Origin of the sequence: Aneurinibacillus sp. Ricciae_BoGa-3 (assembly GCF_028421645.1) — a bacterium.
GTDB lineage: Bacteria > Bacillota > Bacilli > Aneurinibacillales > Aneurinibacillaceae > Aneurinibacillus_B.
Map to the genome: position 1 here is coordinate 3,573,066 of NZ_CP116887.1, position 26,030 is coordinate 3,599,095.

Annotated in this window: 24 protein-coding genes and 5 pseudogenes; 8 read left to right on the top strand and 21 right to left on the bottom strand. The window is 39.8% G+C overall.

The window, feature by feature from the left end; translation table 11 throughout:
• Positions 1-1,158: 1,158 nt before the first annotated feature.
• Positions 1,159-2,052, bottom strand: a complete 894-nt coding sequence (locus PP175_RS18020; RefSeq protein WP_272439684.1) for a cation diffusion facilitator family transporter — start codon at positions 2,050-2,052, stop codon at positions 1,159-1,161.
• A 519-nt stretch (positions 2,053-2,571) separates the two neighbouring features.
• Here PP175_RS18020 and PP175_RS18025 point away from each other — a divergent pair.
• A complete protein-coding gene (locus tag PP175_RS18025; RefSeq protein WP_272439685.1) occupies positions 2,572-4,050 on the top strand; it encodes an FTR1 family iron permease in 1,479 nt (492 codons plus the stop codon).
• Positions 4,051-4,077: 27 nt separating this feature from the next.
• Entirely contained in the window at positions 4,078-4,548 is a 471-nt protein-coding gene (locus PP175_RS18030) for a hypothetical protein (protein WP_272439686.1), read from the top strand.
• 413 nt (positions 4,549-4,961) lie between these two features.
• Here the strand turns inward: PP175_RS18030 and PP175_RS18035 are convergent, their stop codons facing one another.
• From PP175_RS18035 to PP175_RS18050, 5 genes are all read right to left on the bottom strand, one after another.
• The gene (locus PP175_RS18035) at positions 4,962-5,180 is read right to left on the bottom strand and encodes a hypothetical protein (protein ID WP_272439687.1); all 219 of its coding nucleotides are present in this window, start codon (positions 5,178-5,180) and stop codon (positions 4,962-4,964) included.
• Positions 5,181-5,343: 163 nt separating this feature from the next.
• A complete protein-coding gene (locus PP175_RS18040; protein WP_334314220.1) occupies positions 5,344-5,577 on the bottom strand; it encodes an STAS domain-containing protein in 234 nt (77 codons plus the stop codon).
• A gap of 129 nt (positions 5,578-5,706) precedes the next feature.
• The gene (locus PP175_RS30075) at positions 5,707-6,096 is read right to left on the bottom strand and encodes an integrase core domain-containing protein (protein WP_442870478.1); all 390 of its coding nucleotides are present in this window, start codon (positions 6,094-6,096) and stop codon (positions 5,707-5,709) included.
• Between the two features lie 580 nt (positions 6,097-6,676).
• A complete protein-coding gene (locus PP175_RS18045) occupies positions 6,677-6,880 on the bottom strand; it encodes a hypothetical protein (RefSeq protein WP_272439688.1) in 204 nt (67 codons plus the stop codon).
• 65 nt (positions 6,881-6,945) lie between these two features.
• On the bottom strand, positions 6,946-7,338 hold the full coding sequence (locus tag PP175_RS18050) for a GNAT family N-acetyltransferase (RefSeq protein WP_272439689.1): 393 nt from the start codon (positions 7,336-7,338) through the stop codon (positions 6,946-6,948).
• 67 nt (positions 7,339-7,405) lie between these two features.
• Between PP175_RS18050 and PP175_RS18055 the strand changes: the two genes are divergently transcribed.
• A complete protein-coding gene (locus PP175_RS18055) occupies positions 7,406-7,543 on the top strand; it encodes a hypothetical protein (RefSeq protein ID WP_272439690.1) in 138 nt (45 codons plus the stop codon).
• 294 nt (positions 7,544-7,837) lie between these two features.
• Here the strand turns inward: PP175_RS18055 and PP175_RS18060 are convergent, their stop codons facing one another.
• From PP175_RS18060 to PP175_RS18070, 3 genes and pseudogenes are all read right to left on the bottom strand, one after another.
• Positions 7,838-8,416, bottom strand: coding sequence for a hypothetical protein (locus PP175_RS18060; RefSeq protein ID WP_272439691.1), 579 nt, complete (start codon positions 8,414-8,416; stop codon positions 7,838-7,840).
• 186 nt (positions 8,417-8,602) lie between these two features.
• Positions 8,603-9,388, bottom strand: coding sequence for a GTP-sensing pleiotropic transcriptional regulator CodY (gene codY, locus PP175_RS18065; protein WP_272439692.1), 786 nt, complete (start codon positions 9,386-9,388; stop codon positions 8,603-8,605).
• Positions 9,389-9,731: 343 nt separating this feature from the next.
• A pseudogene (locus PP175_RS18070) lies at positions 9,732-10,025 on the bottom strand (transposase); the annotation flags it as partial.
• Between PP175_RS18070 and PP175_RS18075 the strand changes: the two are divergent.
• Positions 10,024-10,167: pseudogene (locus tag PP175_RS18075) on the top strand (transposase); the annotation flags it as partial. The pseudogenes PP175_RS18070 and PP175_RS18075 overlap by 2 nt on opposite strands.
• Here the strand turns inward: PP175_RS18075 and PP175_RS18080 are convergent.
• The 3 genes and pseudogenes from PP175_RS18080 to PP175_RS18090 all read right to left on the bottom strand — a co-directional run.
• A pseudogene (locus tag PP175_RS18080) lies at positions 10,164-10,833 on the bottom strand (IS256 family transposase); the annotation flags it as partial. The pseudogenes PP175_RS18075 and PP175_RS18080 overlap by 4 nt on opposite strands.
• Before the next feature lie 270 nt (positions 10,834-11,103).
• Positions 11,104-11,481, bottom strand: a complete 378-nt coding sequence (locus PP175_RS18085) for a (2Fe-2S) ferredoxin domain-containing protein (protein WP_272439693.1) — start codon at positions 11,479-11,481, stop codon at positions 11,104-11,106.
• Positions 11,482-11,536: 55 nt separating this feature from the next.
• On the bottom strand, positions 11,537-11,896 hold the full coding sequence (locus PP175_RS18090; RefSeq protein ID WP_272439694.1) for a hypothetical protein: 360 nt from the start codon (positions 11,894-11,896) through the stop codon (positions 11,537-11,539).
• 205 nt (positions 11,897-12,101) lie between these two features.
• Here PP175_RS18090 and PP175_RS18095 point away from each other — a divergent pair.
• Positions 12,102-13,218, top strand: a protein-coding gene (locus PP175_RS18095) for an IS3 family transposase (protein WP_442870389.1) whose coding sequence is annotated in 2 segments (ribosomal slippage) — positions 12,102-12,380 and positions 12,382-13,218 — 1,116 coding nt in all. Because the reading frame shifts where the segments join, the coding sequence is not laid out codon by codon here.
• A gap of 280 nt (positions 13,219-13,498) precedes the next feature.
• On the opposite strand, the pseudogene PP175_RS30080 reads toward PP175_RS18095, so the two are convergent.
• From PP175_RS30080 to PP175_RS30085, 3 genes and pseudogenes are all read right to left on the bottom strand, one after another.
• Positions 13,499-13,624, bottom strand: a pseudogene (locus PP175_RS30080) (hypothetical protein); the annotation flags it as partial.
• 907 nt (positions 13,625-14,531) lie between these two features.
• Complete coding sequence (locus PP175_RS18100) at positions 14,532-16,139, bottom strand: S53 family peptidase (RefSeq protein ID WP_272439696.1); 1,608 nt, start codon at positions 16,137-16,139, stop codon at positions 14,532-14,534.
• Positions 16,140-16,984: 845 nt separating this feature from the next.
• Positions 16,985-17,463, bottom strand: a pseudogene (locus PP175_RS30085) (restriction endonuclease).
• Between the two features lie 114 nt (positions 17,464-17,577).
• Between PP175_RS30085 and PP175_RS18110 the strand changes: the two are divergent.
• Positions 17,578-18,861: an IS110 family RNA-guided transposase gene (locus PP175_RS18110; protein WP_272439697.1), complete on the top strand. Its 1,284-nt coding sequence runs from the start codon at positions 17,578-17,580 to the stop codon at positions 18,859-18,861.
• A gap of 429 nt (positions 18,862-19,290) precedes the next feature.
• On the opposite strand, the gene PP175_RS30090 is transcribed toward PP175_RS18110, so the two are convergent.
• Positions 19,291-19,590, bottom strand: coding sequence for a recombinase family protein (locus tag PP175_RS30090; protein WP_442870479.1), 300 nt, complete (start codon positions 19,588-19,590; stop codon positions 19,291-19,293).
• A 6-nt stretch (positions 19,591-19,596) separates the two neighbouring features.
• The gene (locus tag PP175_RS30095) at positions 19,597-19,806 is read right to left on the bottom strand and encodes a recombinase family protein (RefSeq protein ID WP_442870480.1); all 210 of its coding nucleotides are present in this window, start codon (positions 19,804-19,806) and stop codon (positions 19,597-19,599) included.
• A 703-nt stretch (positions 19,807-20,509) separates the two neighbouring features.
• Here PP175_RS30095 and PP175_RS18115 point away from each other — a divergent pair.
• Positions 20,510-20,617 (top strand): putative holin-like toxin, encoded by a 108-nt coding sequence (locus tag PP175_RS18115; RefSeq protein WP_272439698.1) that lies wholly within the window; start codon positions 20,510-20,512, stop codon positions 20,615-20,617.
• Positions 20,618-21,079: 462 nt separating this feature from the next.
• Here the strand turns inward: PP175_RS18115 and PP175_RS18120 are convergent, their stop codons facing one another.
• Both PP175_RS18120 and PP175_RS18125 read right to left on the bottom strand, forming a co-directional pair.
• On the bottom strand, positions 21,080-22,162 hold the full coding sequence (locus PP175_RS18120; protein ID WP_272439699.1) for an IS4 family transposase: 1,083 nt from the start codon (positions 22,160-22,162) through the stop codon (positions 21,080-21,082).
• 658 nt (positions 22,163-22,820) lie between these two features.
• Positions 22,821-23,042 (bottom strand): hypothetical protein, encoded by a 222-nt coding sequence (locus PP175_RS18125; protein WP_272439700.1) that lies wholly within the window; start codon positions 23,040-23,042, stop codon positions 22,821-22,823.
• A gap of 994 nt (positions 23,043-24,036) precedes the next feature.
• Between PP175_RS18125 and PP175_RS18130 the strand changes: the two genes are divergently transcribed.
• Entirely contained in the window at positions 24,037-24,324 is a 288-nt protein-coding gene (locus PP175_RS18130) for a hypothetical protein (RefSeq protein ID WP_272439701.1), read from the top strand.
• 123 nt (positions 24,325-24,447) lie between these two features.
• Here the strand turns inward: PP175_RS18130 and PP175_RS18135 are convergent, their stop codons facing one another.
• Both PP175_RS18135 and PP175_RS18140 read right to left on the bottom strand, forming a co-directional pair.
• Positions 24,448-24,696 (bottom strand): DUF2642 domain-containing protein, encoded by a 249-nt coding sequence (locus tag PP175_RS18135; protein WP_272439702.1) that lies wholly within the window; start codon positions 24,694-24,696, stop codon positions 24,448-24,450.
• A gap of 688 nt (positions 24,697-25,384) precedes the next feature.
• Positions 25,385-25,645 (bottom strand): hypothetical protein, encoded by a 261-nt coding sequence (locus PP175_RS18140; protein WP_272439703.1) that lies wholly within the window; start codon positions 25,643-25,645, stop codon positions 25,385-25,387.
• Between the last annotated feature and the right edge of the window lie 385 nt (positions 25,646-26,030).

Here is a 26,030-nt window from a genome sequence, read left to right on the forward strand (position 1 = left end):
TTCTTTTTTCACAAATGTAAGCTCCCCCCTTTGCACAACGCGGTAATCTTTTCCCATAAAATTATCAAGTGTGACAATCCCCTCTGCGTTCGTCCAATTCATCACGTCACCCAATTTATGAAGAGCTAATAAAAACTGAGACGTATTTTGGTATCTTTTAGTAGGTGAGGGGTTATACAAACGTCAGCCTGTATGTAATTGTTGAAAATATAGGCTTTATTTTTCAATGTTGATCCTGTTCAAAAAGTGGGTGGAAAATAAGGCGGATTGCTCAGCTGAATTCATCCACAAATTCCGGATCCGTGTCAACTGGCTGTAGGAAACGTTTGATTTAAAAATCAATATGCTTGATAATGAAGTTTACATTTTGAATGAGGAAGAAGAAGTAATGAAATGGTGCAAGACAATACAGGATCTGAAAGACTTTTTTGAAGGCGGGCCAACGTGAAAAGTTGCCCGCGTATTTTGACGTAGTGTACGGTTCTGAACGCAATATACAAACACTGATTATCAACGAAAAGCCGGGTCCAGGACCTAAACAATAAGGAAGAGGTGTCACCGGTTGTGGCGGCACCTCTTCCTTATTGTTTTTACCCATCCTGAACTATTGATAGCAAGCCACGCATCCGCTGTTCTGGTGCAATCTATGCATGTTCATATTTATCAAAATTAATTCCCAGAGTACATCCCTACCGAGGATATAAGCATGCATCCAGAAACAGGCGAAAGCCCAGCACTTGTCCCTACTCATGTACGTAGTATAAAAGTGTAGCATGGCGAATTTCCATTAAAGCCTGATATTACGGTAAAAATAAAAACCCAATCCATATATCGCAATAACCGATTCCCCCACTTTGAGCCGTGATGAGTCCCCCAATTCTGCCACAGGACTAGAGTCGTTAACTTTTAAAATGGCTAAGTCAGTGACAGGTCTGTTTTTTACTATTAAAAAGTTTCAATGTGTATGCTCCTTTAGCTGCATATCAAATATTTAGAATCCAAAAACCCACTGTCCTTTTACTACATCACCAACCACACTTGATAATATCAATTTGAATACCATCAACTTTTCCTTAACCAAACGTTATCTGTAGTATGCACCGGACTAGTCTTTAACGTATTAAACGTTACAAATGGCTTTTATTGTTCGATTCATGGTTACGCTTCATACCAGGGGTTTATATGGACTAAAACTTCTTGTACATCGTCGTTATGATCCATGATCGTCTTTTTGATATTTCGGCTTACATCATGTCCTTGTTGCACGCTGTACTGTCCCGGTATTCCCACTCTAACATCCACGATAACATAATAACCGTGCTCCCTTGCACGAATTCTATCAATACGTTTTACACCGGGCACAGCCAAGGTAAGTTCAGCAAATTTATCCAATCTTTCAGGGGATACTGTTTTCTCCATAAGAACATCGATAGCTTCGCGACCCATTTCATAAGAAAGCTTAAATACAAAGAAAGAAACAATGATTCCTGCTAGAGGATCGCCAAACCGTAAAAAGGATATGCCGAATTGATCGCCAACAATTGTAAGCCCAATACCGACAGTTGCAGCAATTGAAGCATAAACATCAGCGAGATGATCGTTTGCTGTGGCAATAAGACTCTTGTTATTATCAGATTTGCCAATCCTCATACAGTAAACATAAAGTATCTGTTTCCAAATTAAAGATATTAGAGCAGCTACTAATGCAAAGTAACTGGCTTCCACTGCTGGTTTAAAAAATGATTCCACAGAATGGTACGCAATAAAAATAGCAGCAATCGCCATAATCACAGCTACTATTGCGGATCCAATGATTTCCGCTTTACCATGGCCGTAGGGGTGCTGGCTATCACTCGGCTTCCTAGCTACAGTTGTAGATATCAATGCAGCAAATGTAGCAATAACATCTCCAGCATTGTGGAATCCATCAGCTATTAGAACCTCACTGCTAAAGAGAAAACCCACTACAATTTTGATGCCCGTTAAAAACATATTGCTTACAAGACTTATCCATACCGCAAATACGGATGAAGACATCTTTTCTTTCTTCACAGCAATTGCCCTCCACTTCCTATCAAAAATCATACACAAAGAGTTCGATTTCTATTAATGAATGCTCGGTTTTACATCGCAGAAGACAAGTACACCAACGTATAGATACTCGACAACATGCTTGTCTACACTACAAGCATAGATAATTTGTTTAGGTCTCCCATTTCTTTTTCACCTTCTCATTAATTTTTGCCGAGGGAAACAAAAAGCTGCACACCCGGTTGGGCGTGCAGCTCTGTATTTTTATTTTATTTTCATCAGCAATTAATAAAAACATTCGTATCATACTATAACCTTCTTACCCCCAGAGTACAGTAATAATAGTACTCTTTACTTTTCTTGATAAACAGACCGTTTGATTATAATGCACAGTATTCACGGTGTCAAATTCCTTTTAAACTGCATTTTCTCAGATAACTTTATTGACAGACCATAGCTCCATAGCTGATAATAATAATCAATTACACAGATAACGATAATTATTATCAATAGATTACTAATGATTTTGGAGTTGATGGGATGTTGCGAAAAATTAACTACCCTGCTGTCATTGTCCTTTTGTTATTACTGATTGGAGTCCATTCCGATAGTATTTGGGCAGCAACGCAAGGAACGGAAAACATGTCAAAGATAGACACATACGTTCAACAAGCCTTAGCCAATGCCAAGCAAGGTAAATTGAACGAAGCACAACAATCCTTCCAAAAGTATAATGATAGCTGGCTTAAAATCGAGGGTTCTGTAAAGTCGGACTCCAGTCAGGCATACAGCGACATTGAATCCAACATGGGTCAAGTTCAATATGCCTTTATGCAAAATAAACAACAGGATGTCGTGAAAAGTTTGCAGGGGCTTCAAAGTGTTAATGAGAAATACATGTACGGCCAGTATACAACAGGTGAAGGATTTAAGAAGCAAAATATCAGCTTGTCCGATTTTATTGGAATGCTACAGAAAACTAAAGCCGACATTCAAAGCCAAGACCAACAGTCCTCTCTCACCGATATCACAAAGGTACGTGAGTCTTGGTTAAGTGTAGAGGGAACTGTAGTCGCACAGTCCGCAACCGTGTATAACGATACCGAACGCGACATGGTCACAGTAAATGCGATGATAGCGTCTCGTAATTACAGTGGGGCTTCACTACTTGTGGACAAAATGGTTGGCTACTTAACACCGCTTGCCAGCAAGACCAGCTATACTATTTGGGACGCTGCCATGATACCAATTCGGGAGGGTCTGGAAGCTCTCTTGGTCGTTGGTGCATTATTAGCTTTTGTTAAAAAGTCGAACAACGGTAAGGGAAAAGGATGGATTTGGTCCGGTGTATTAGTGGGTGTACTATGCAGTGCCATTATCGCGGTTATTGTTAAATTTGTTTTCTCGTCTGGTGCCTTTGGGCAAAATAATTTTCTCATCTCTGGTTGGACAGCTGTCGTTGCAGCTGCCATGCTTCTTTACATGAGTTATTGGCTGCATAGCAAAGCTAATATTGCAGAATGGAATCAATACATTCGGAACAAAAGTCAAGCTGCACTGAATACAGGACGCATTGTTTCATTAGGGCTGCTAACGTTTCTTGCTGTTTTTCGGGAGGGTACAGAAACCGTCCTGTTCGTTATTGGGATGGTTAATCAAATTAGCCTCCAACAATTATTCCTTGGTATTTTAATTGGTATTGGGATATTGGCGATTATCGCTTATCTCATGCTGGTTGTGGGTGTGAAGTTGCCAATGAGACCATTTTTCCTGGTTTCAAGCTTGATTGTCTTCTACCTGTGCTTCAAGTTCACAGGGTTAGGGATTCATAGCTTCCAACTTGCCGGGTCCCTTCCATCTTCAACTGCGTCCAGCTTACCAAGCATAGATTTTCTAGGTTTTTACCCTTCATGGCAAAGTGCATTACCGCAAATCGCATTATTACTATTTGCTCTGGGTGTCTTGATTTGGAATAGATCCAACAAACAGCAAAAACAAATAGAACAAACGACCAACTAAAATTGTTAATAACTGGAGGACTTCTCAATGAAAATCGTAAATAAGATTGCCGCATTTGTTATCCTAACTTCCATCGCCCTAACGGGCTGTAGCTCTGCCAATAACGCTACCCAAAGTACCCCTAATTCCACAAGCCAGTCAAATAGCAATGCCAACCAGGAAACGCCATCAAAAGAGACGACTCCCACTACAACGAATGTGAAAGACGGGGTGTCAAGCTTACTGAATGTAGCGAATCAACTAAAGAAAGACTTCCAATCTGGAGATGCTACCAAAATTAAAGAAAACGCACCCAAGTTGGAAGAAACTTGGAAAACATTTGAAGATGGTGTCAAACCAAAGTACCCTGATCAATACGCTGCGATCGAGAAATACCTGAATCCAATTTTTGCAGGCTCTAAAATGAATCCTATTGATAAAAACACACTTGGAAAATTAAATGACCAGTTAATTCAAACTTTAGATGAATTACAAGCACATCTTGCACAGACCAAATAAATAACCCATAACAACTTCCAAGAAGACTCCTGTGTTACCCACAGGAGTCTTCTCAGTCTGTCGAGAAATTTAATAGTTGTAAACTAATACGGATAACCATGAGTCCCTCCATATCTCGGTCACCCACACCCTGTTAAAAAATAAAAGCCCATCACAGGGGGAGCTGTGACAGGTATGTAGAGGTGAAAGACAGACGTGACTGTTCCCTGTCTAACACTTTTTATTATATGTCCCTTAAAATTCCACGTAAACAAAAATTATGTTTCCGGACCCGTATAGTGCTAATGCCCACACTGAATTGATTGTTCTTCCAACAATTCCAAACCGGCGATTATGAAAAACTCCAACATTTTATGTTAAAAACGTACATAACTATGGCACCCATTTCGCCAATATCAGCATAAAATTGTCGTTTACTTTTTTATTCGAATGTTATCCCCTATTCGCAGCCTTTCCTTGCCTTTACTATAGATAACATCACCGTCTATATAAATACCACTAACCCATTCTCCATTATAAAGCAGTTTTATTGCCATTCCATTGCTCAGCGAAACCATATGGGCGTCATGAATGTTGAGCGTAGCAGCACCATCGGAAGCTAGAAAAAATTTACCCTGAATATAGTTGTCCATACCTTTCCTCCTTTTTGCTACTTCTTACTATAAAGAAATCATACCGAAAAACTTGTAACATTCTGTCGCAAGTTTTAATTTTCTAAAATAATGAGATCTCCAATTATTGGTGTTATCATGTGATCGAATATGAAATGGAGGGGATTTTATGGAACTTGAAACTTTAATCTTTGGCTTTATCGCAAGTAAAAAGCCGGCCGGCTACTGCTGTATCAATAATGTGAATTCCAGAAAAATCCACAATAAGACAATGAATATTTAATTCGGAAACCCTTGGCACTACCTTTTCTAAAATAAATTTAGCTCTATTCGTATCGATAGTACCAATCAGCGGGAGAACGGCAACGCCATCCCGAACGGGTACAATAGGTGCTGATAATTCATTCGTTTTCGGGATTCAAAAGTAAGGCAGTTCTGTAACGATTTAGTGATAGCATTAGCTAAACCCCTTCCATGCCCTCTTTGTTCCGCCGACAAGTAAAATCCGCTTAAAAATCCACGCATCCCATACACCGCATTTGCCGCCCTACAAGAAAGACACCTGTTGTTGAGCTAACAGATAGGCATATTCGTTCGGTGTTCGATAGCCCAGGGCACTGTGGATTCGTCGGTTATTATACCAGCCTTCTATGTACTGAAAGATGCAACGCTTGGCCTCCTCAAAGTCGTTAAATCGTGTACGATACACCAATTCTTTCTTTAAAAAAGAGTGAAAGGATTCGATGCACGCATTATCATAGGGATATTTCGTGAATAAGAGACGCGGCAGCCGTCGGCTTTTAAGGCTTCTATATATGAAGTTGAGTATATTGGACCCTTGATCGCTATGGATAATTAAATCCTTTGTGTGATATAGCTGGGCCTTAATATGTTGATACGCTTGGAATACCAGTGCTGTCTCAATGGTTCGGCCTATATTCCATCCACAATTCGCTTCGTTTTGGCATCATAGAATGAGGCTAAGTACACCCAACTGTCTCGTTTCGCTAGATGTATTGTCCAAAACGGCTTAAATTGGACGACTTCTTGACTGTGTGAAATGTACGTGTGACGTTGTGTGAGCGGGTGTTTTCGCGTTAAGAACGTCTTCAAAACTGAGTGGGGCTTCAGGCATTCGGTGGATTCGATCCCCACCCTTCCCGCCAGCCTACATAAATTAAGGGTTCAGCTACTTGTTTAGTTGCTAAACCCTTTTTCTTTTTTTGATTAAAGCAAGATGAAGCTAAAAAAGAGAAGAATCAGAGGGAAATGCTTCCGATTCTTCGAACACAAGCGTACGACAACTGTTTTAGGTTACCGCTTCTTTATTTCCAAAGCATGATCATGGTGTTAAAAATACTTAATGGAACGGAAATGGCTACTTAACACTTTTTCTGTAATATTTAAATTGCTTCAACCACTCTGCTTCTATCACTCCCTTAAGGACGCATAGTGCTTCACCAAAAGACGCTGATAAGGAGCGTCTTTTATTATATTCCGCTAGCTTTCGTTAGATTTTACGAAAATTGATTGTCCGTTGATCGAGCCCAATCTTTGAATTGCTTTCCATTTATGGTTGTGTTATCATCTTTTTTCCGGGCAACGAGTTTATTTTCTCCAATCAATTTGTGGATCGCTTCTTGCTTCAAACATGAGATTTGCGAAAGGTTATTTATCGAATATTCTTCCTCATCCTTTATTCCATTTACATTTATTTGCATGTTGACCCCTCCTATTCATCTTATTTTACCCAAGAGCATAGGATTAAATAATAAAAAAACCAGCGTTAGACACCGCTGGTAAGAACATCGTGATACTCGGCGTGATTTTCCAATTCCTTTTTTGCAAAGGGACAGGTTGCCATGACCATCTTTCCTTCCTGTCGGGCAAAGTCAACCATTTTTTTAACCAGCTCTTGTCCAACTCCTTCTCCTTTTAACTCTTCGGATACTTGGGTTTTATCAACAAGCAGCTGCTTATTGCCCATAGGAACATAATGGATTTCAGCTTTAACGCTCCCATCATCTTCGATAAAAAAGTTGTTGTCACCTTTCTTTATATGGTGATAGTAGTTGTTGTCCGATGAATGAATCTGTATTTTAATTCTCCTTTCACCTTTTATCTGTACCTTTCCACGAAAATTTTCGCTAAAACAAATAAAAGAATATGTGCCGACCATCGATTTTATAGGTTATCAGCAGAAGTTCCTCTCTTTTCTGCTGCCTGAAATATGGGAGGTGTTAAAAATGAACAAGAAACAAATTTTGATTTTAGTTTTAACAACCCTTTTGGAGGAAGTGGCGAGGTCCGTATTGCAGCATTTTGGCTTTCCACCATATGCGATAGCTTCGCTTACATTCCTTGCCCGTCTTTTGATTTCCTAATGGACAAGCCGGGGGCTGTAAATCCTCCAGTTTTGGGAACAATAAGCTTCTGGACGAGCGTGGAGTTAAATCCGGCGATATGGGTCCGCATCGTTACTTTCCAATGTTAATCATGTTTAAACAATGGGTGGACAGCAGGCAAAATTGTTCAACTAATTCGTGGACAAGTTCCTGTGTGTTCACCCATTATATGAAGTTTTTAAGAGGCTATAAAGAGTACAACAGGTGATTTCTTTTCTTTCGGGCCCCCTTGTCCCCAACTATCTGAGCTTTATTAACGGTAATACAGGTATATCAGTAAGAACCGTTATTAGGCGTTAACTCAATTCCAGCTAAATACGGTTTAGTAGCAGAATGTTGAGTTGAATTAAAGAGTAATAATTTATAAGCTCGTGCATTATATGCATCCCAATTGTCTTTTGTCCCGCTGCTGAACATGTTTTGTTGTGTTGGATCACCTAAATTATTTAAAACCGTGTTAAACAATATCTTGCTCGGATGCACTTGAATCTCAAGCAGTTTGGATGATGGTTTGACATTTGTAAAAAGACCGCCAAAATGAAGGACGATGTAATCTTTATAAACTATTACATTTTCTCCGTTCATGATGCCTACTGTATGCTTCTTCTCCCCGATTTTGTTTAATGCTTCTTGAAAAGTCATTCCAAGCTTAAAAGGTATATCATTAGTTACGGATAATATCCCTTTGGAAGCATTGTTTAGCGTATTGCTGTTTATGTAAGGTGAGTAATTATTTTTTGTGTCGGCGGAAACGAGGCTGCTAGAAAGCATAATCGTGCTGATTAAAATACTAATTAAAGTGGATCTTTTTCTTTTGCATAGTCTATCTCCTTTTTTCTCTCTATACCACATTATATCCATCAGATATCGTGATGCATGATTTGGAATGTATAATATGAAAAGACCCCGAATCAATATCGAGGTCATCTGCTTAGTTCATATTTTAGTGTCCACTTTATGGGTTACAGTTCACTCAAAACTAACGGTAGGTTTTTCTTTGCTTGAACTGTTTTTAGTATAGCCTTCTTTGAATGTTCCTTAATAAACATGTTGTGCGATTTTTTCGATCTTGCTAAACACAAACTCATTTAAGATTTTTATGTGAGTACCCTTCATTCCCAACGATCTCGATTCGAGTATACCGGCACTCTCCAGCTTACGTAATGCATTTACAATAACAGAACGAGTTATACCTACATCGTCGGCAATTTTACTGGCAATGACGAGTCCCTCATTTCCTTCTATATGGGCTAGAATTGCCTTTATGGCATCAATCTCGCTAAAAGACAAGGAATCAATAGCTAATCCGATAATGGTCTGTTTTCTTGTTTGTTCAGCCAAATCTTCTACTTTTGATTTGGTGATTTCTGAACCGACTACAGTAGCAGCAAATTCAGAAAGAACCATATCTTCTTTTGTAAATTGACGATCTAATCGAGAAAGGATTACTAATCCTAGCTTCTCCCCTGCCCCTAAAATTGGAACGATAGTGGTCCATCCTTCTTTTAGCATATCGTGTATCTCCGTAGGAAAAGCAGTCAAGTAATGCGATAACGGGATGTTTTCTGTAGGTTCCTCAATTCTTAAAGCCTTTTGTACATATTCATCTGGAAATTTTCGATCCCGGATGTACTTCTCCATTCTTTCGTTTGGTATGTTGGCTTCTGATGACACACCCAGCAGTTTGCCTTTTTTACTTAAAATATAAATATTAGCCTCAAGTACCTCCCCTAACCGATCGGCCATTTCTGAAAACCGAATATCATGGCCGCTGGATAATTGGAGTATACGGTTGATTTTCCTAATCCTTTGTAAAAGAGTCATAAAATGTACACCTTCCTATAATGTTCTTTCACTACAGTATCGTATTTTTTTTAAGAATTTATAACGAAATTTGTATTTTATATATATTTTTGTCTCGATTAACCTTGATTGTTGATTTCGAAGCAATAAAAAAAGCAGAGACTATCGTCTGCGCGGTACCGTCAAGAATTTTGTGTAAGTAAGCAGGGTATCCACCGGAAGGTGGATAGAAAATTGGAATCAACTAACTTGATGACCACGAAAAAAATACAGAAGGTTCAGTCAAGGGCGAGCTAAAAAGCGAGGGTTTGCCGAACCCTTGACGGGTTCTTCTATTTTTTACAATCCAAGCAGGGAGTTGATTCTACTCTCCATATTTTTCTTTAAACATATTTTGCAACGCCATATGTGCTGAGGCGAATCCTTTTAGCTTTCGTGTAGACCATCGTTCCTGTAAATCTTGCAGCGAAAGGTAAACGATTTTCTCTGCCGCCTTGAGATTCGATAAGCTGTTCATGGGCTTTAGGCGTTTACGAATTTCTTTATTTGTATGTTCAATCCAGTTGGTTGTATAAATGACACCTCGGATTGAAGAAGGATAAGACAAAAAGGTAAGAAGAACTGGTAGGTCCTGCTCCCAGGAGGCGACCTCTCTTGGCCTAGAAGATGCATTTCACGATGTGTATCCAAAGGCTGATGTGCAGCGTTGTGTCATTCACAAAGTACGTAACACACTTAATAAGGTTCGTAAGAAAGATCAGTATGAAATCGCAGAAGACTTAAAAGCTGTTTATCGTTCCTAATCCATCAAACACACCCAGCAGAACCTGATGAAGGCCACGTTTGTACAAATCAAGCAAAATATCACGCCAACCCGATGCGCTTTCTTGTCCACCCACGTAAAAACCTAAAATATCCCGGTAGCCATCTTCTGTGATGCCAAGGACAAAGTAAATGACTTCTTTTCCAACAGTGTCGCGGCGAAGGCGAATGTAAAGCCCATCCAGATATAAAACAGAATAGCGTTTGGCGAGAGGCCGCTTCTGCCAATTCTCAATGTCCTCAACGGCTGCATCCGTAATATTGCTGATGGTAGTTGGGGAGTAAGAAGAACAGACAATACGTTCAATAAACTTGCCAACCTCCCGTGTACTCATGCCGCTCTGGTACATCTTGATAATGGCTTCTTCGAGCCATCCATCCCGTCGCTGATACGGAGCAAAAAGTGCGGTTTGTAACGCGCCCTCTCGGTCGCGGGGAACCGTAAGGTTCTCAATTTTTCCATAACGTGTGTCCAGCGAACGTTGGTACTACCCATTTCTACTGTTTGAGGCATCTGGCTGTTCAACGTGCAGGAAGTTTGTCAGTTCTTCCCGCATAATCAGCTCAAGCTTTTCTTTAACAAAGCTTCGTAAAAGATCTTCTAATTGATTTGTAAGGTCGGAATTGTTTATACTAGATGACATAAGTAGGGTAACATCCTCTCTTTTATGGAATCTCGACAATTCCGAGGATACCCTACTTTTTCTTTGTCTAAAAGACCTTACACAAAATAATTTACGTCATAGTCTGCGCCAAGTAGAAAAAAAGAAGGTTGGATAAAAGATAGTTTTAATATAAGTGATATGTATTAAACAAATGTTACCGCGGCGTTAAACACTGGTTGATGTTCTATAGTTTGCTATCCACTGAACTTCTGGTCCCCTATTTCTTTTTTTCAATTTGCATCTCGAAAATTATTCTTTAAAACGCACAAATACATGGCTATGTAGTAATTCTGGTAAATCAAGAAGAACTCCCGCTTCAGCTGAAGATTTAGCCCATTCAAATAACGCTTCATACTGTATGTCCTCTGTTAGTTCCCCTAACCATATTTGTTTTTTAGCAGAACTAATACACACCACATTTGTTAAATCACATGGTCCCAAGCAACCGGTTATTGTAAGTTGAATAGACTTCAGTAACCCCTCCTGTTTCCAATTCTTTTTAAGCCATTCTACCGGAACAGAGGGCTTACCTTTATCGGTACGCCCACAACAACAACCCGAGCATATCATTATCTGTCCCAAAACTTGACGTTTTGTTGTAAGCGATTGAATTGATATATTCCCCATGTTTCCCCCTGTTAAGCATCTTTAATTTATACTTCTATTTCGTAATTCCCACACATCAGGCTATCCTGATTGAAGTAGATTTCTTTATGGATTGGCTCAAACTCATGCTTTTGATGAACTCAACAATTGATAATGTATCAGCGCGCTCAACCGCAATATATTTGAAATTGTTAGCCCGACACCACTCTTTAAGCAGTTCAAGCACCTGAGTTCCTGTACCTCTACGCTTATGATTAAAAGCAATACGACTAATAACTAATCGATCATTTTTGATTTTTAAGTACAATTCTGTTTTTTCTTTATAGTTGTTCCAATGAAAAGACATGCCCATTAAACCTTCGTTTAATGTTAACTCTGCTCCATCTTTTTCCTCAATAAGCTTGATAATTTCTTTAAAACTTTTTGCCTTAATCATGATTTCTTACTTAAAAACTGGCACCTGTGATTTGTTGATCATCCGGGTATCCACTTAAAAATGTTAGTTTTTTATATTTGCCATTTAAGTTCCAACTATTGTTTCTAGGATAACCCAACAAATAAGCGTTGGTAAATTTCTGTCCTGCAATATATAATGGACCCAAGAATCTAGACACGAAATAAGGAGATGTTAAAGTAGATTTATGAAGACAAGAAAAAGCTATACAGCTGAATTTAAATCTCAAATCGTGCTAGAAATCTTGCGAGAGGAAAAGACCTTAAACGAAATTGCCTCCAGCCATGGGATCCATGTGAATCAACTTCGGCAGTGGAAAAAAGCAGCCGTTGAACAGATGCCACAACTATTTTCTAACGAAAACAAAAAGGTAGAACAGGTTAAAACGCAGTATGAAGAACAGATCGAAAACCTATATGCCGAGGTCGGAAGATTAACCACGCAATTGTCGTGGCTTAAAAAAAAATCTGGCATTAAAGACGAGAGATGAGCGCATCGCCATGATTGAATGGCAAAATGCTAAACTCTCCATCAAGGCGCAGGCCGAACTGTTGAGTCTTAATCGCTCAAGTCTCTACTATAGGCCCGTAGGGCCTTCACTAGAAGAGGTCGCACTCAAACACCGGATTGACGAGATTTATACGAAATATCCTTTTTACGGTTCTCGACGCATCACGATTCAATTACAAACAGATGGCTTCACAGTCAATCGAAAAGCCGTACAACGCCACATGAGAGAAATGGGTCTCGCCGGCATTGCACCAGGACCAAACCTAAGCAGAAGAAACCACCAGCACCGGATTTATCCGTATCTGTTGCGGGGTCTCACCATTGACCGTCCCAACCATGTGTGGGGGATTGACATTACGTACATTCGCTTGCAGCGGAGCTGGCTTTACTTAGTGGCAATTATTGACTGGTATTCTCGCTACGTCATAAGTTGGGAATTGGACCAATCTCTTGAAATGGATTTTGTTCTGGCAGCCGTAAAACGAGCCTTGCATCAGCATCAACCAGTTATCTTCAATAGCGACCAGGGGAGCCATTTCACAAGCCCTCAGTACACGGAATTACTGAAAGGAAAAGGTGTTCAGATTAGTATGGACGGCAAGGGTCGAGCATTGGATAACATCATCACCGAGCGCCTCTGGCGTACAGTCAAATATGAAGAGGTTTACTTGAAGGACTACGGAAGTCCAAAAGAAGCTCGCCGCGAACTGACAAACTTTCTGACGTTCTATAATCACCAGCGTCCGCACCAATCTCTCAGGTACCAAACACCCGCTTCTCTCTTCCTTATGTAGAACAGCTTAATTTCTTGTTCTCAATCTTTCTCACGGGCTCACCATTCAAGCCCTAAAAATCGCTTGACAGGCTAGTCGCTAAGAAAGAAAATACACGGAAAGAACAGGACACGGTGGGAACCTTCCCCTGGAGCCAAAAGCTGAATTTCCACTGGCTATCATCTAGTAGAACCTCCTCGTTCTACCCCACCTTAAATTCTTAAAAACCGTGTCTTGACGATGGGGTCCACTTTAATAGTTAAAATTTGCTTAGTTGCATCGTTATCCAATCTGTATGGCTTTAGAGTATTAACCAGATCCACGTACCGTCATTCTTTGTTTGAATAGAATTACTTCCAGTATTGTTGCTAGTAACAACTACTGCATTATTAGCTGCATCCCATTCCACGTTAGCCCCTAACGCCTCCGCTAAAGCTCTTGCAAGGAATCATTGTACGTCCGTTTATTACTTGTGGTTGAACGTCTGATTCTTACACTGGTTATCGTGGTGAGTACAACTGCTTATAGGAATCTCTATATTAGCTATCTTTTTCTTTTGACTGGCAGGCAAATACGAATTGGTTATGCCATTATTTTAGGCCTTACGAGGTAATTATTGAGCTAGTCAAAGGTTCCGGCAAATCCCTGTGAACCATATCCTGTTCTCCCTCGGAATTTGAGTTTCTCCCCGTTTCGGTTTACCCACGCTCCTGCAATAAAGGAAAGTAATGGTATAAAAGAATCGCAAAAGTATTCGGGGGTTGGTTTTTGTAACCTGAGTCGAAACAATTGTAGAAAAATTAAAATAAATTCGACGTTATTATATATTTTAAGGGTATAAAATCATATAATAGAGTGGTGAGCCCCGGAAATAGGTTTCCAGGGCTTGGTGTTTGTTTTATCTTACATTTGAGGATCAATGTTTTGATCCTTATTTTTTTGCTATTGTGTTAGTTACTACAGATACCAATAACCAGAATCCTAGTATAAGTGGAATAAAACTTACCTCATGATCAAGTATAAATAGTTGAATATTTAACAGCTTCGCCATTGTATCTATTCCGTAGGAAAATACGTACCCAAGGAAAAGATGTTGTAATGTATTTAGTTTCCCTCCCTTCACTTTCTCTAATAGTTTCCTCTTTTTACTTATTTCTTTAGAATTCAAAAACATAACATTCACTCCTTTCTATTGAATGGCTATTTTTCGCAAGAGTGGAGGAATTGTAGAGATGAAAATAGCACCCAACTGGGTGCGTTAAAATAGAAAAACCTAGCTATAAGCCTGTACATATGCTACCAGGACTCTTTGCGTAGGTTTCTTACGGTGTGTATTAGGCTTTTAATGCGTCTGTTAATTTAACGCCATCGGGGCTCCCTAGCCCGGTACATGGATCCCAACCAGGGTGGGCTAAGTAAGCCTCACTTTGCCGAGTTGATTCATTATTCCCCCTTTTAATATCTCGAAAAACATTGCCGCGTACAGGAAGGTTATACAACATGGGGTTAACAAAGCCTACAGGTCGTCCTAATTGTGCGTTTATTAAAGTTAGTAATCCTGCCCAAAGTGGGGCTACTGCACTCGTTCCACCAAACACAGCTTGCTTACCGTCTACTAAAATCCTGTAACCTGTAGCTGGATCTGCATCGCCCGCTACATCCGGAACCCCACGGCCTTTTCGGTGCTCAAGATTGGCAGAAACGGATACGTGGGCTCTTGATTGCCAGTCAGGGAGATCAAATACCTCACTTACTCCACCACCTGTGCTGCTATCTGGTCCATCATTCCAAACCACCTCTTGTTTTATGGTGCTGCCTGAACCTTCAAGATGTGTTCCCCCACAGGCAAGTGCAAAAGGACTAGAAGCCGGAAAGTCAACATGTACACGCCCATCATCAACTCCGTCCGCTGAACCGCGATCCCCTGATGCGCAGCAGATTGTAACGCCAACAACAGCTGCATCTTGGAAAGCCCTGTCCATCGCTTGCATAGCTTGATTAGTCCACTGGCTCTCTGCGTTACCCCAGCTAATCGAAATAACGGTGGGCTTATTAACGGAATCATGCACCGCTTTATTTATTGCATTTAGAAATCCTGCGTCTGTATTTGGAGCAAAATAAACAGCAAGTTTTACTCCGGGCGAGACAGAGCCCGCCACTTCTATGTCTAGTACAACTTCGCCGTCAGCTCCGTTAGGATCTCCTGTAGGCTGATTTACTGCACCATCAACCGATACGTCTTTAATCTCAGGTTGGACAATTCCTAGAGAAGAGAAGTACTGCTGCATCTCAGCCTGGTTATAACCGCCTCCTAGTTCAATGATTCCAATGCATTGTTCACTGCAATCTATATCTGTAGGAAAGTTATACACCTGTGTAATCTGGGGCGGTGTATAAGATAATCTAGCCTTATTAGCGACTGCAAATTCGTCTTTTTCTTCGAAAATCTGAAACTTAGGTTTTAGCTGTGGCCGATTATCCAGACCTAAAACAGCTTCTACTATATCCGCAAGTTCCTGCGGTATATAAACATGGCCGGTCCGTCCTCGGTAGGTAAATTCCGGATGCTCATACTTTTCAAGCTCAACACCAAAGGCTTGGTTAAAGGAGGCAACGGTTCCTGTGAGAATCATGGTGCCAGCTGCATCGTTTACTTCTTTAATAGTAAGATTGTGCTTTTGGATGAAATCTTGCATTTTCTTTAATTCATTCGGATCCACGCTATAAGTTGCTACAAATTGCTCCGGGCTAAGGTGGCGTTTTGGTGATGTCCCCGTATTTTTAGGTGAAGGACGACGCAATAATACTGTTACTGACATTGTTTCATTGGGATCGACGGGACCTGATTTTCTGGCATTTGGTAACACGGTTCGATCACTACCAGGTATATGCACTAGATGGCATTGTTCCTGGCCGCTTAAAGCACGAGTTTCCTTGTCCATATTTCACCCTCTCTGTCATTTGGAAAAATTTAGTTACACTACTAATTTACCAAAAAATTCAATTCCTAACATGCTTAATTGGTATCATCTTTTTTTAAAATTTCAATCTATTAGGCCCATACCATATGGGTATTAGGAACTTTACACGATGGCCGTTGCTGCATCAAACGCTGTGGCTTGTTGGGTCCTCTGCAATATTGAGTCGCAACTAGCCCTAAAAAAGGTGGGATTACCTTATAACGTAGCGAAGTTATTTTAGAGGAAAAAAATCAATTTATAGAATTCCGATCAACGACTGAGTTTTTTACAAAAAATAAAGAGAAATAACAAGTTTTACAACTGCGTTCACATAATTGCGAGGACAGTTGCTAAACGGGATATAAATCGGCTGACGAAAAAATACGTGCAAAACAACTTGTCCTGTTGCATCCACAAAGATGAGCTGGGTGAGGGAGTGGTTTTCTTTTTTCGTATTCGTCCCAAATATCCCCTTCCTGGCGATTGGGGCTTTCTTCTCGGCGATCACCGGTTATGAAAAATGGAAAAGAAGTTTCAATGATTACAAAATAAAGTGGGATGGGTGGGTTATAGCCTGGGCTAACCGTTTTTAAATGAGAAAAATGCCTTTCCATAGGACTTAAAGGGATTATCTTCCCCCATAGGTAAAAATATGTATCCTTCTTTCAGGTCAGGAATAGAACAATAACAAGCTAAAGACCAAAGTTTCTCCTCGCTGATAATACTCAATGCAAGGTGTTATTGCCTTCATTGGTCTAATCCACCTTGTAATAGTTTCTACGATCATCGTTTTTGTGGTGTCTTTATTTTTTATGTTTGCTTCACTCTTAACGGGCAAGATTTATTCCTAACCACTCAGCCAGCTCATTTCGGTCGATCAATTTAACCTGGTTTACTTCAGCTAGTTGCTGAGCGGCCCTTGTAAAAGGTTGATTGGTAATCACCCAGGCTTCTTTTGCGTCATAGAATGTTTTGGCAGCGTGAACCTCTTGGACAGCCTCTACCCAACATTTCTTCCTAACCGCTTAGTTTGGACCACTATTTTACCGCGGCCAGTTCCGATGATTAGATCAGCGCCAAAATCTCCAGTTTTTTTTGTGAGCAAAACTTTTTTATAACCTTTTGCTAGGAGTAAGCGTCTTAAAAACTGTATCAAACTCCTTTCCCTCCATTTTGTCGATGCGTTTAAATTAATGCGAGCAATGGAGGGACGCCTGGTTAAAATTCTCCAGATAATTATGATGCCAATACTAATGGCAGCGTAGAGAAGTGAATCTTTCGAGACGCTAAATTTTTGTACATCCAATAAGGAGCATTCCTGTTAAGGGAAAATTTGAGGTTCGATAAAAAAAGTACCTCCTGTTAACATACGAGGTGTCAGCCTGCAGGCGACCTTTAAATAACAGAGGAGGTACACACCATGAATTATAAGCAAAATCAGCGTATCGAGCAAATGAATGAGTTTACATTAGTGGTAGGGGTTGACATCGCCAAGCACAAACATGTTGCGAGGGCGCAGGATTATCGAGGCATCGAAATTGGGAAACCTTGTACGTTTGACAACTCACGGTCTGGATTTACTCATTTGTGGAAATGGACACGTTCGCTTATGGAAGCCCATTGTAAAACTCACGTTGTATTTGGAATGGAACCGACGGGGCACTACTGGATGCCTCTAGCTCAGTTTTTACGTCACGAAGGCGTTCCCGTTGTTCTGGTTAATCCGCTGCACGTTAAGCGTAGTAAAGAACTTGATGATAACTCACCAACCAAAAATGATGTGAAAGATGCCCGTGTCATTGCACAACTTATGAAAGATGGTCGTTACTCTGAACCCCAGATTCCGCAAGGAATCTATGCCGAACTTCGTGTCGGAATGAACATACGAGAACAGCTATCTAAAGACTTATTGCAAGTTAAAGGGCGAATTCACAACTGGCTAGATCGCTATTTCCCTGAGTTTTTAACAGTCTTTAAAGATTGGGAGGGAAAAGCAGTACAATCTACACTTCGTCATTTTCCTTTACCAGAGGATATTGTACAGCGAGATGCAGAAGGTATTGTCCAAGTGTGGAGAGTTGAGGTTAAACGTGCTGTTGGGATAAAAAAAGCCTCTCAGCTTATTGAAGTGGCTCAGAAGTCTATCGGGCTTCAGTCCGGAGTAAGAATGGCCCGACAAGGACTCCAAGCTCTGTTGAGCCAACACAAGTTGCTTTGTGGACAGCTTGAAGCGTGTATGGAACAAATCGAGTGTCTGATTCAAGAGATTCCTGGATCCGCTCAGATGATGACGATCCCTGGTGTAGGACTGGTTACAGTGGCAGGCTTCCTTGCGGAAGTCGGGGATCTTATGGGTTACTCTCACCCTCGTCAGATTCAAAAATTAGCTGGCTTTAATTTAAAAGAAAACAGTTCAGGCAAGCATAAAGGCAGAACCCGTATTACGAAAAGAGGTCGTCCGAAACTGCGTGCCCTCCTGTTTAAATGTGTGATGCCACTTGTCGCTAAAAACCAGCAGTTTAAAGCCCTACACCATGAGTTTACTACCCGAGCTGTGAACCCGCTTCGTAAGAAGCAGTCGCTTATTGCTTTATGTTGTAAATTGATTCGTATTTTCTTTGCATTAGGGCGCAAACAACAGCCATATGACGCTACGCTTGTGAGTAATCCATCTCAACATGCACTTAAAATAAACGTTGCGTAATCTACTTTTTCTTGAACATACTTAGTTTTTCTCATTCCTTGTAAAAAAGTAAGCACGGAGAAGCTGAACGTTATTTTTTACCATTCGGGCATTTGACCCTGCAAAGGAGCTTTTTCAGCCTCCACCCCACGGATAGGTAGAACGAAGGAATGTAAGGGCCGTAAGGACCCCGTGAGACATGGGAGGGTACACCACCTGGGCTATTGTGGAGATCCATTGTGCTACCATAATTTTCATTTTTTATAAGAAAATTCGGTCACCCCGTTTTTGCCCTTTTCTTCTATCCATATAAAACCACTTCTTATTATTTTTGGTTTTATAACGTTTGCTTACTTGCAAGAAATACTGAGAAAACAAGCGTATTCAAGAGAAAAACTTATTTTATAGAGGGAGGAGTGAACTTGCATTTTTAATACCCTTCCCAATGCTTTACTGTTCGCTTTTTAAAATAGGTTGATGTTGTCCTTGTGTAACAATATTCGAATACCTATATGTTCCGGTGTAAAACGCTTCTCTGTCCAAGATATATTTAAGTTGGGATTTAGACCACAGGTGCCCTCGCTTAGTTGGAACTCCAAGAAGATTTAGGTGATCCGCTATTGTCTGCAATGATTTATCCTCTGCCCTCATAGAAAAGATTTGATTTATAACAGCCGCTTCTTTTTCATCCGCAATTAGTTTTCCATTAACAGCCCTGTATCCAAATGGCGGAGCTCCCCCGGCGTATATTCCCTTCTATGCTTTTTCTTCCCTTCCAGCGCTCATTCTCTGTTTAATGGTTTCTCTCTGAAACTCCGCAAAACCACCGATCATTTGAAAAAGCAGCCGCCCTACTGGTGTTGAGGTGTCAAATTGTTCTTTTACGCTAATAATGTGAGCATTGGCCGGAACGAATATGTCGTCATGAAATATCAGAATATCTTTCAGATTCCGGCTCAATGACACCAAGATATTTTTTAACTTTAATACCTTCTATAATTTCTTGTATTCCTTCGCGGTTAAAGTCCTTGCCGCTTTTACCCTCATCACTAATGATTTTTTCAACCTCTAATCCGTATAGTTGCGCATAATTTGTGATCGCTGGGCTTCAAGTCCATACCCACTAACTTGTTCGTCTATACTCACTCGAATGTACCCAACGTATTTCATGTATCCCCCTCCTAACTCTCTTGTCCTAAAAATATGCCTTAAAAAAATTGCCCTCTTACCTAATTCTACCGTTAAAAAAATATATTTCTTGACGGCGGCGTTAAAGAAACTACAATTATTTGAACGAAAATTAATTAATTGATTTTAAACTTAAATAATAGTAAAATACTTGTCTCTAAATTACGATTTTAAACATAAACAACAGACAGAGCGGTTTTGACACCAGTATTTACAAATATTGAACAAAGAATTATTTACATAGTTTTGGAACAAATTAAATAGAATAAAATCTCAAAACAAAATCGTATTTTCCAATGTCGCAAAATTAGTAAGTTTCTGTACATTTTTGTTATTAACCATAACTATGATACAAGTACAGTTTCAGTTGTAATTGGTGTCGCAAACTACCCCCGCTAAATATGGTATAATTAAGATAGACAGTTACATATTGGCTCCTCATGGTAGGTCGGCTCACTCCCTATAGAAAGGGGGTGAGATAATGACAGTCACATACGAAGCAATGAATCTGGCAGTAGGATTCGGAACTTTTGTTCTTACGTTTGTCGGAGTTATCGTAGCAATTGTGGCTCTAATAAAAAAGAAGTGACCAACCCTCTGAGCCTGAGAACTTGAAGGGAAAGTCACTTCTTTTTGTAAGAACACTTTCGAGCCGAACCCTGTGAGGGGTCTTAACTGTCAAGGTCAGGATGTTAGCGCATCCTGACCTTTTGTTTATGTTACCCCTATTATACATGATTTATACCGTGTCTTCCACTGGAAGGGTGAAAGTGCGGTAATAAATATAATCTATAAATATTATTTTAAAATAAGATTACCAATTTAAAAAAAGTGCATATAATAATAATAACAGGTTAAACACGGTTGAACCTGTTACATATTGTTTGATTTTAATATTACATTTCACTAGTGTTGCATAAATAAATACAGAATTATCAGATTTACATCTTCCTTAGTTATAAGCCAAAAAGGTAAACGCTATAGTAAAGGTCGCTCTGTCCATTTGGCATTTTTATACAGTTAAACCTGTGCAACAACGACTGCTTCGTTCCTACGGAACGGTTTGATTAGAAAATCGGCGAATCCAAACGATAGATGATTTCCATAAAGCAGCTTTGAGCCACCGGCTAATCTGAAGGATCATCTTTTTGCTGTTTGTCTCAAGTTGAATCAGCACGTGCAAACAATACACAATAAGAGCAGAAAAGATTTGATTTTGTATCGCGTTTTCACTCATGCCATAAAATTGTTTGATCGTTACGTGCTGCTTCAGCCATTTGAAAAACAATTCAATGGCCCATCTAGACCGGTAGATTTCACTGATTTCCTCGACACTTATATCGAAACGGTTCGTGATTAGCCGAAGCTTATTTCCTTTGGTATCCACAACTTCCAAAAGCCGAAAGATGTTTTCTGCCCGATTTTGCGCCGTCCCTATGTATACCATTCGGTCTGACAAAACCATACTTTCCTCCGGAAGAGAGAAGGAGTGGATCTCACGTGTCACGGCATTCCTCTTGAGTCGCGAAACAAAAAAGTATCCATCATCGGTCATCCGGTCAAAGCGTTCGTAATCTACATATCCTCGGTCAAACACGTACATGGCTTCTTTGTCATCGACCAGCACTTCCAGCTGGCCGCGATCATGTTCCTTGGTGTTTTTATCCATGAAAACTAACCGAAGGTGAAGTTTCACGCCTGCTTTTGTTTTCCGGAACTTCGCCCATTTATAATGCGTGAGGTTCAAGGGTAAAGTGCTGGAATCAATGATCTTCAACGGCATCGTTTTTACGATTTTTTGATGAAACCCTTGGATTTTTTGCACGAGATCTAAGAAAACACAGGAAAGTATCGCTGGTTCCACGCTATTATTTTTTCGGGATAACTGTGAGACACTAATCGACTCGAAACCTACGGTTTTTTGAAGGTCCGTATCCAGTAAAGCATCGCTTAGGGCGTGAAGGCTTTCCGTCTCCTGTAAGTGTGAAAAAAGAAGCAGCTTGATATAAGCTTCAGTCGTTAGCTTTTTCGTATAAATATCTTGTTTATGGAGTTCTACCAGTTCAAAAAGGTTTTGAAGATTTATCGGCGATATCCATTTACCAAATGAAGATTTTCGTGTATTCTTGTCCATAGATGTGATCCTTTATATTGGATTTGGACAGGAAACCACCTGTACTTTCCATTGTAAAGGATTTTTTTATTGGCAAAAACAATAAATTTAAATATTTGGATGATTTTTAATACTAAAATATAATTAATGCAACACTAGTGGGACAAAATAAATGTAACAAAAAAAGGGCCAGACTGTTGTCCGGGCCCAGGGAAGTTTATTTATTAGGGGGTAGTTCTCCTTCATCTAATATAAGCTTGTTATATTTCATTCACGTCACAGCGGTGTTAAAAAAGAATGACCGCTGCTACAAGCTACAAATGTGGTAGATATCTGTCTTTTGCATATCAAATGCTTTTATGTCATACGTAGTTATGATGTTATGAACAGTTCCACACTTCGGGCATCTTATTTCATGAATTTCTTTAGAATCTTTTTCCAACCCCAACCATTGGATCCTTCGTTTACACGTACATATTTTACTTCCATAACATGCCATTATCATCGTCTCCCGGATAGTAGTAAATGGAGTGTATCAGATAATTATATGAATTGTCTGTCTTTTTGTGATGGATAAAAAAAGAGCTGTTGTCGATCTGTCTGGTAAGACAGGTCTTTTCAGTACTGGAGCTGATCGCTTGCATCCCTGTTGGGTGAATTAGATCGGATTTTTATTAGATTATGAACTGCTACTATCACCTTTACCCTTTAGTCCAGACGGCGGTGCATACGCTGGTGATACAGCTGTCGGTACATAAGGTGTCATCGGTACATTTACTGGGGGGGCGTACGCCGGGGATACAGCTGTTGGCGCATAATTCCAGCATTTTGCCATGTGATACACGTACTTTTCATAGTGATAATTAGATTTTGATATATGATGCATATATCTTTCGTCCATGTTCATCCTCCTATTTATCTAACGAATTATTACAGTCTAAATTATGGGAATTAGCTTAGATAAGTGTTAGGTATTAACCTAATTTGCAAGCTAACCTGAAAAATTAATCATGTACGTTCGATTATGCAAACAACATGCATGCATCAAGGTTTGGTGAATGACCACACTAAACACGGGAGTTCCTCCATAACTCCTCCTAACAAGTGAAAATGTGTCGTATATGACACATCTTCTACAGTTTTTTATCTCATAAAAAAATCCACGTTGATCGGCCGAGGAGACCAACATGGATAAATGGCAGCAACAACACAGCTAGACCGAAGTTGGTAAGTCATAGCCGTTCCTCGTTAGGCTATTCATCATAATGTTTAAAGGTGCCTATTACGTTCAGTAACCTCAGTATGCTTTTTAAAAAATTACTTATGGCGAGAATAAAATAAACAGTTTTAAGCTTCTTAACAATGTGGGTAGGTATGGGATTTGAGTAAAAAAAGGCTTCAACTCACCCAGAAGCCTTTTTTCTCACTCATTAAAATCGCCTCCCTTAAATCAAATTAGTAACGCAACGTAATAACAAAGTACGTAGGTAATATAAACATGTGTTATAGACATTCGCCGTTTTCCGAGATGTCCAATAATGGAGCAAAACGCTTTTTGCCTGCATATAATGCTACCTGCCAATAGTTTGAACCCCGGCCCCGGTTTTCTCCTTGCTAAGCCGGGAATTTTTTTCGCATCACAGTTGCCCAGAATCGCGTTTGCAACAAATGTACATACTACAGTGGAAGCAACCTCCGTAGCTTCGTCCTGCATTGGTATAGCCAACACTCCCCCTGGAGTGTTGGCTTTTTCCTTGTTGCTAATGTCCGATAACAGCAGATATGTAAAACACTCTCTTGTCCTTAGAAGGGAGTAAAAGGTTTCGTATAAAAAATTTTGGCATGGCGCATCCTATCCTTTGGATATAAACCACAATGATGATGGAGGAATTAACATGCCACAACGTATTCAGCAAGCAGCACAACAAGCGCAGCAAGGAGCGCAACAAGCGATTCAACAAATTCAACAGATTGCTCAACAACTTCAACAGCAAGAGCAAAGAAATGCGCAGCAATTTCAACAAATGCAAGGACAAAATAATACACAAGCGACAAATAAGTTTCAAACTTTTGCTCAAGTTGAGCAAAATGCAGCGCAGCAGTTACAACAAATTCAACAGTTAGCTGCACAGCTACAACAGCAACAATACGGACAAGCTTCACAACAGGGTTCCCAACAATAATGTGTTTGTAAAAAGTGTCCGATAATGTGCATAAAAACCCCAACACTTCAGTGAAGAGATGTTGGGGTTAAATTATCCTGTTCGTCTTCGCTTGTTTTATAGTTTTTCATGTTCTCTCCAAGTTCAGTAAGTAAAATAGATAATTTGTTCAAGTCTGATATGATAAGGTGCCGCATTGGATTTAACTAAAATGGAATCTGAAAATATCGCTTCCAGGGTTCCTTTAATAACCGCGATTGGCGTAGCAACGGATATAATATTCCCTATTTGTAATGTTAAATGATCCATAAATGGAGTTTTTGGGGTTTGTTCTCGTGCATAACCCACCTGATTAGATACAGGGTAAGCATAAGCAAACATCGGATAATACATTTGCCACCTTCTTCGTTTTTAAAATCATACTAAAGAATATATGCAGTATTTAGATACCTGCCTTAGGGCAAATGCCTATTATCTTTTTTATCAAAGCCCCACATCTGATTGCTATTATGTATAACGTTCAATAATGTTTAGCATCCATTGGACAATCGTCCATACGACTTTTTGGCCCTCCGAATATGTTTAATTCTATAAAAAAATTTATTAGGAGGGAAAGAGAATGCAGGAAAAAAGGATGAAAGATTATTATCCAGATAAAGCTAAATTATATGGGTTTGTACGACCATGTTAAACCGGTACAGCATACGCACTGTTATCAAAAACACTTTTATAAAGCGAAAAGCAAAACACTATTCCGTGAAAAATTCACATCGTATAGGTTCATATATTCCAGATCATTGGGGTGCTTATCTTTTGATTCGCCCCACTCATGTAAAGATTCCTCTTCTACTCATCAATATAAGTGACTGTTTAAGCAACCGACATCACTGTAGGGTATTCATCGTCATCTATTCATAAATAACGTTCTGATGTGCCAAATACGTCCGATAATCTCGCTTATGTAAAAATCCGATCTAAGAGTGACTCAGATCGGATTTTTATTAGACGTAGGTACGGGATCTAAGTTGTTTATCGAATCCTAGACCAATGTGATGCAGGGAATCTACCGGTATAGTAAACTTTATCCAATCGTGAGGGGTTCACAACATTTATAACAAGATCCCCATATTCCATGGTTCCACCCCGGGAAGATCAGCTCAGCGGCCTGAAAATCTTCCGAATTGAGCACTGAAATGTCCATAAAAGCATTTGCTGGACCTGTAGGACTCAGAGCAGCCCACCAAATTTCGTCTCCAGCTTGTCTTATATAATATATTCCACCATCGTCAGCTCTCCATATACCGGTAAGATTTTGTCGTGTATCATATAAAACATTTTGCATTAACGACACTCCTGTTCTCTGGTTTTTAGCCTATCAGTTCGTACATCTTATGCCAGAGAAACATGTATGTTCGCCCAATATGATGTCCCGATAATGCAATATAAACATTGGCGTCCGATAATCATATGTAAACCAGCTATAACATAAAGATATTGATATTATGTATCACAAAATCCCCCACTGTTTGTGGACAGGGGGGCACGATATTTGTACAAAAATAACTTTTATACAAAAAACGAGCCTTAGAAGCAATTCTAGAGCTCGTTTTTTCTTTACTAAATATTTTCATTTCTAAAACTTTTTTGCAGCGTCCTCCTTACACAGTGAATTTTGTGGCGGGCGAGGAAATTACTTATAAAATATTGTATTGAATGTATTTATGAAA

Excerpts from the sequence above, each read along its gene's own strand:
- PP175_RS18100 (WP_272439696.1), bottom strand. The coding sequence starts at position 16,139 with ATGGACAAGGAAACTCGTGCTTTAAGCGGCCAGGAACAATGCCATCTA.
- PP175_RS18035 (WP_272439687.1), bottom strand. The coding sequence starts at position 5,180 with ATGGACAACTATATTCAGGGTAAATTTTTTCTAGCTTCCGATGGTGCT.
- PP175_RS18115 (WP_272439698.1), top strand. The coding sequence starts at position 20,510 with ATGACAGTCACATACGAAGCAATGAATCTGGCAGTAGGATTCGGAACT.
- PP175_RS18135 (WP_272439702.1), bottom strand. The coding sequence starts at position 24,696 with ATGTATTATCCGATGTTTGCTTATGCTTACCCTGTATCTAATCAGGTG.
- PP175_RS18055 (WP_272439690.1), top strand. The coding sequence starts at position 7,406 with ATGAACAAGAAACAAATTTTGATTTTAGTTTTAACAACCCTTTTGGAG.
- PP175_RS18045 (WP_272439688.1), bottom strand. The coding sequence starts at position 6,880 with ATGCAAATAAATGTAAATGGAATAAAGGATGAGGAAGAATATTCGATA.
- PP175_RS18060 (WP_272439691.1), bottom strand. The coding sequence starts at position 8,416 with ATGTGGTATAGAGAGAAAAAAGGAGATAGACTATGCAAAAGAAAAAGA.
- PP175_RS18140 (WP_272439703.1), bottom strand. The coding sequence starts at position 25,645 with ATGCAAAATGTTTTATATGATACACGACAAAATCTTACCGGTATATGG.
- PP175_RS18085 (WP_272439693.1), bottom strand. The coding sequence starts at position 11,481 with ATGGGGAATATATCAATTCAATCGCTTACAACAAAACGTCAAGTTTTG.
- PP175_RS18120 (WP_272439699.1), bottom strand. The coding sequence starts at position 22,162 with ATGGACAAGAATACACGAAAATCTTCATTTGGTAAATGGATATCGCCG.
- PP175_RS18110 (WP_272439697.1), top strand. The coding sequence starts at position 17,578 with ATGAATTATAAGCAAAATCAGCGTATCGAGCAAATGAATGAGTTTACA.
- PP175_RS18090 (WP_272439694.1), bottom strand. The coding sequence starts at position 11,896 with ATGATTAAGGCAAAAAGTTTTAAAGAAATTATCAAGCTTATTGAGGAA.
- PP175_RS18025 (WP_272439685.1), top strand. The coding sequence starts at position 2,572 with ATGTTGCGAAAAATTAACTACCCTGCTGTCATTGTCCTTTTGTTATTA.
- PP175_RS18125 (WP_272439700.1), bottom strand. The coding sequence starts at position 23,042 with ATGGACGAAAGATATATGCATCATATATCAAAATCTAATTATCACTAT.
- PP175_RS18030 (WP_272439686.1), top strand. The coding sequence starts at position 4,078 with ATGAAAATCGTAAATAAGATTGCCGCATTTGTTATCCTAACTTCCATC.
- PP175_RS18050 (WP_272439689.1), bottom strand. The coding sequence starts at position 7,338 with ATGGTCGGCACATATTCTTTTATTTGTTTTAGCGAAAATTTTCGTGGA.
- codY (WP_272439692.1), bottom strand. The coding sequence starts at position 9,388 with ATGACTCTTTTACAAAGGATTAGGAAAATCAACCGTATACTCCAATTA.
- PP175_RS18130 (WP_272439701.1), top strand. The coding sequence starts at position 24,037 with ATGCCACAACGTATTCAGCAAGCAGCACAACAAGCGCAGCAAGGAGCG.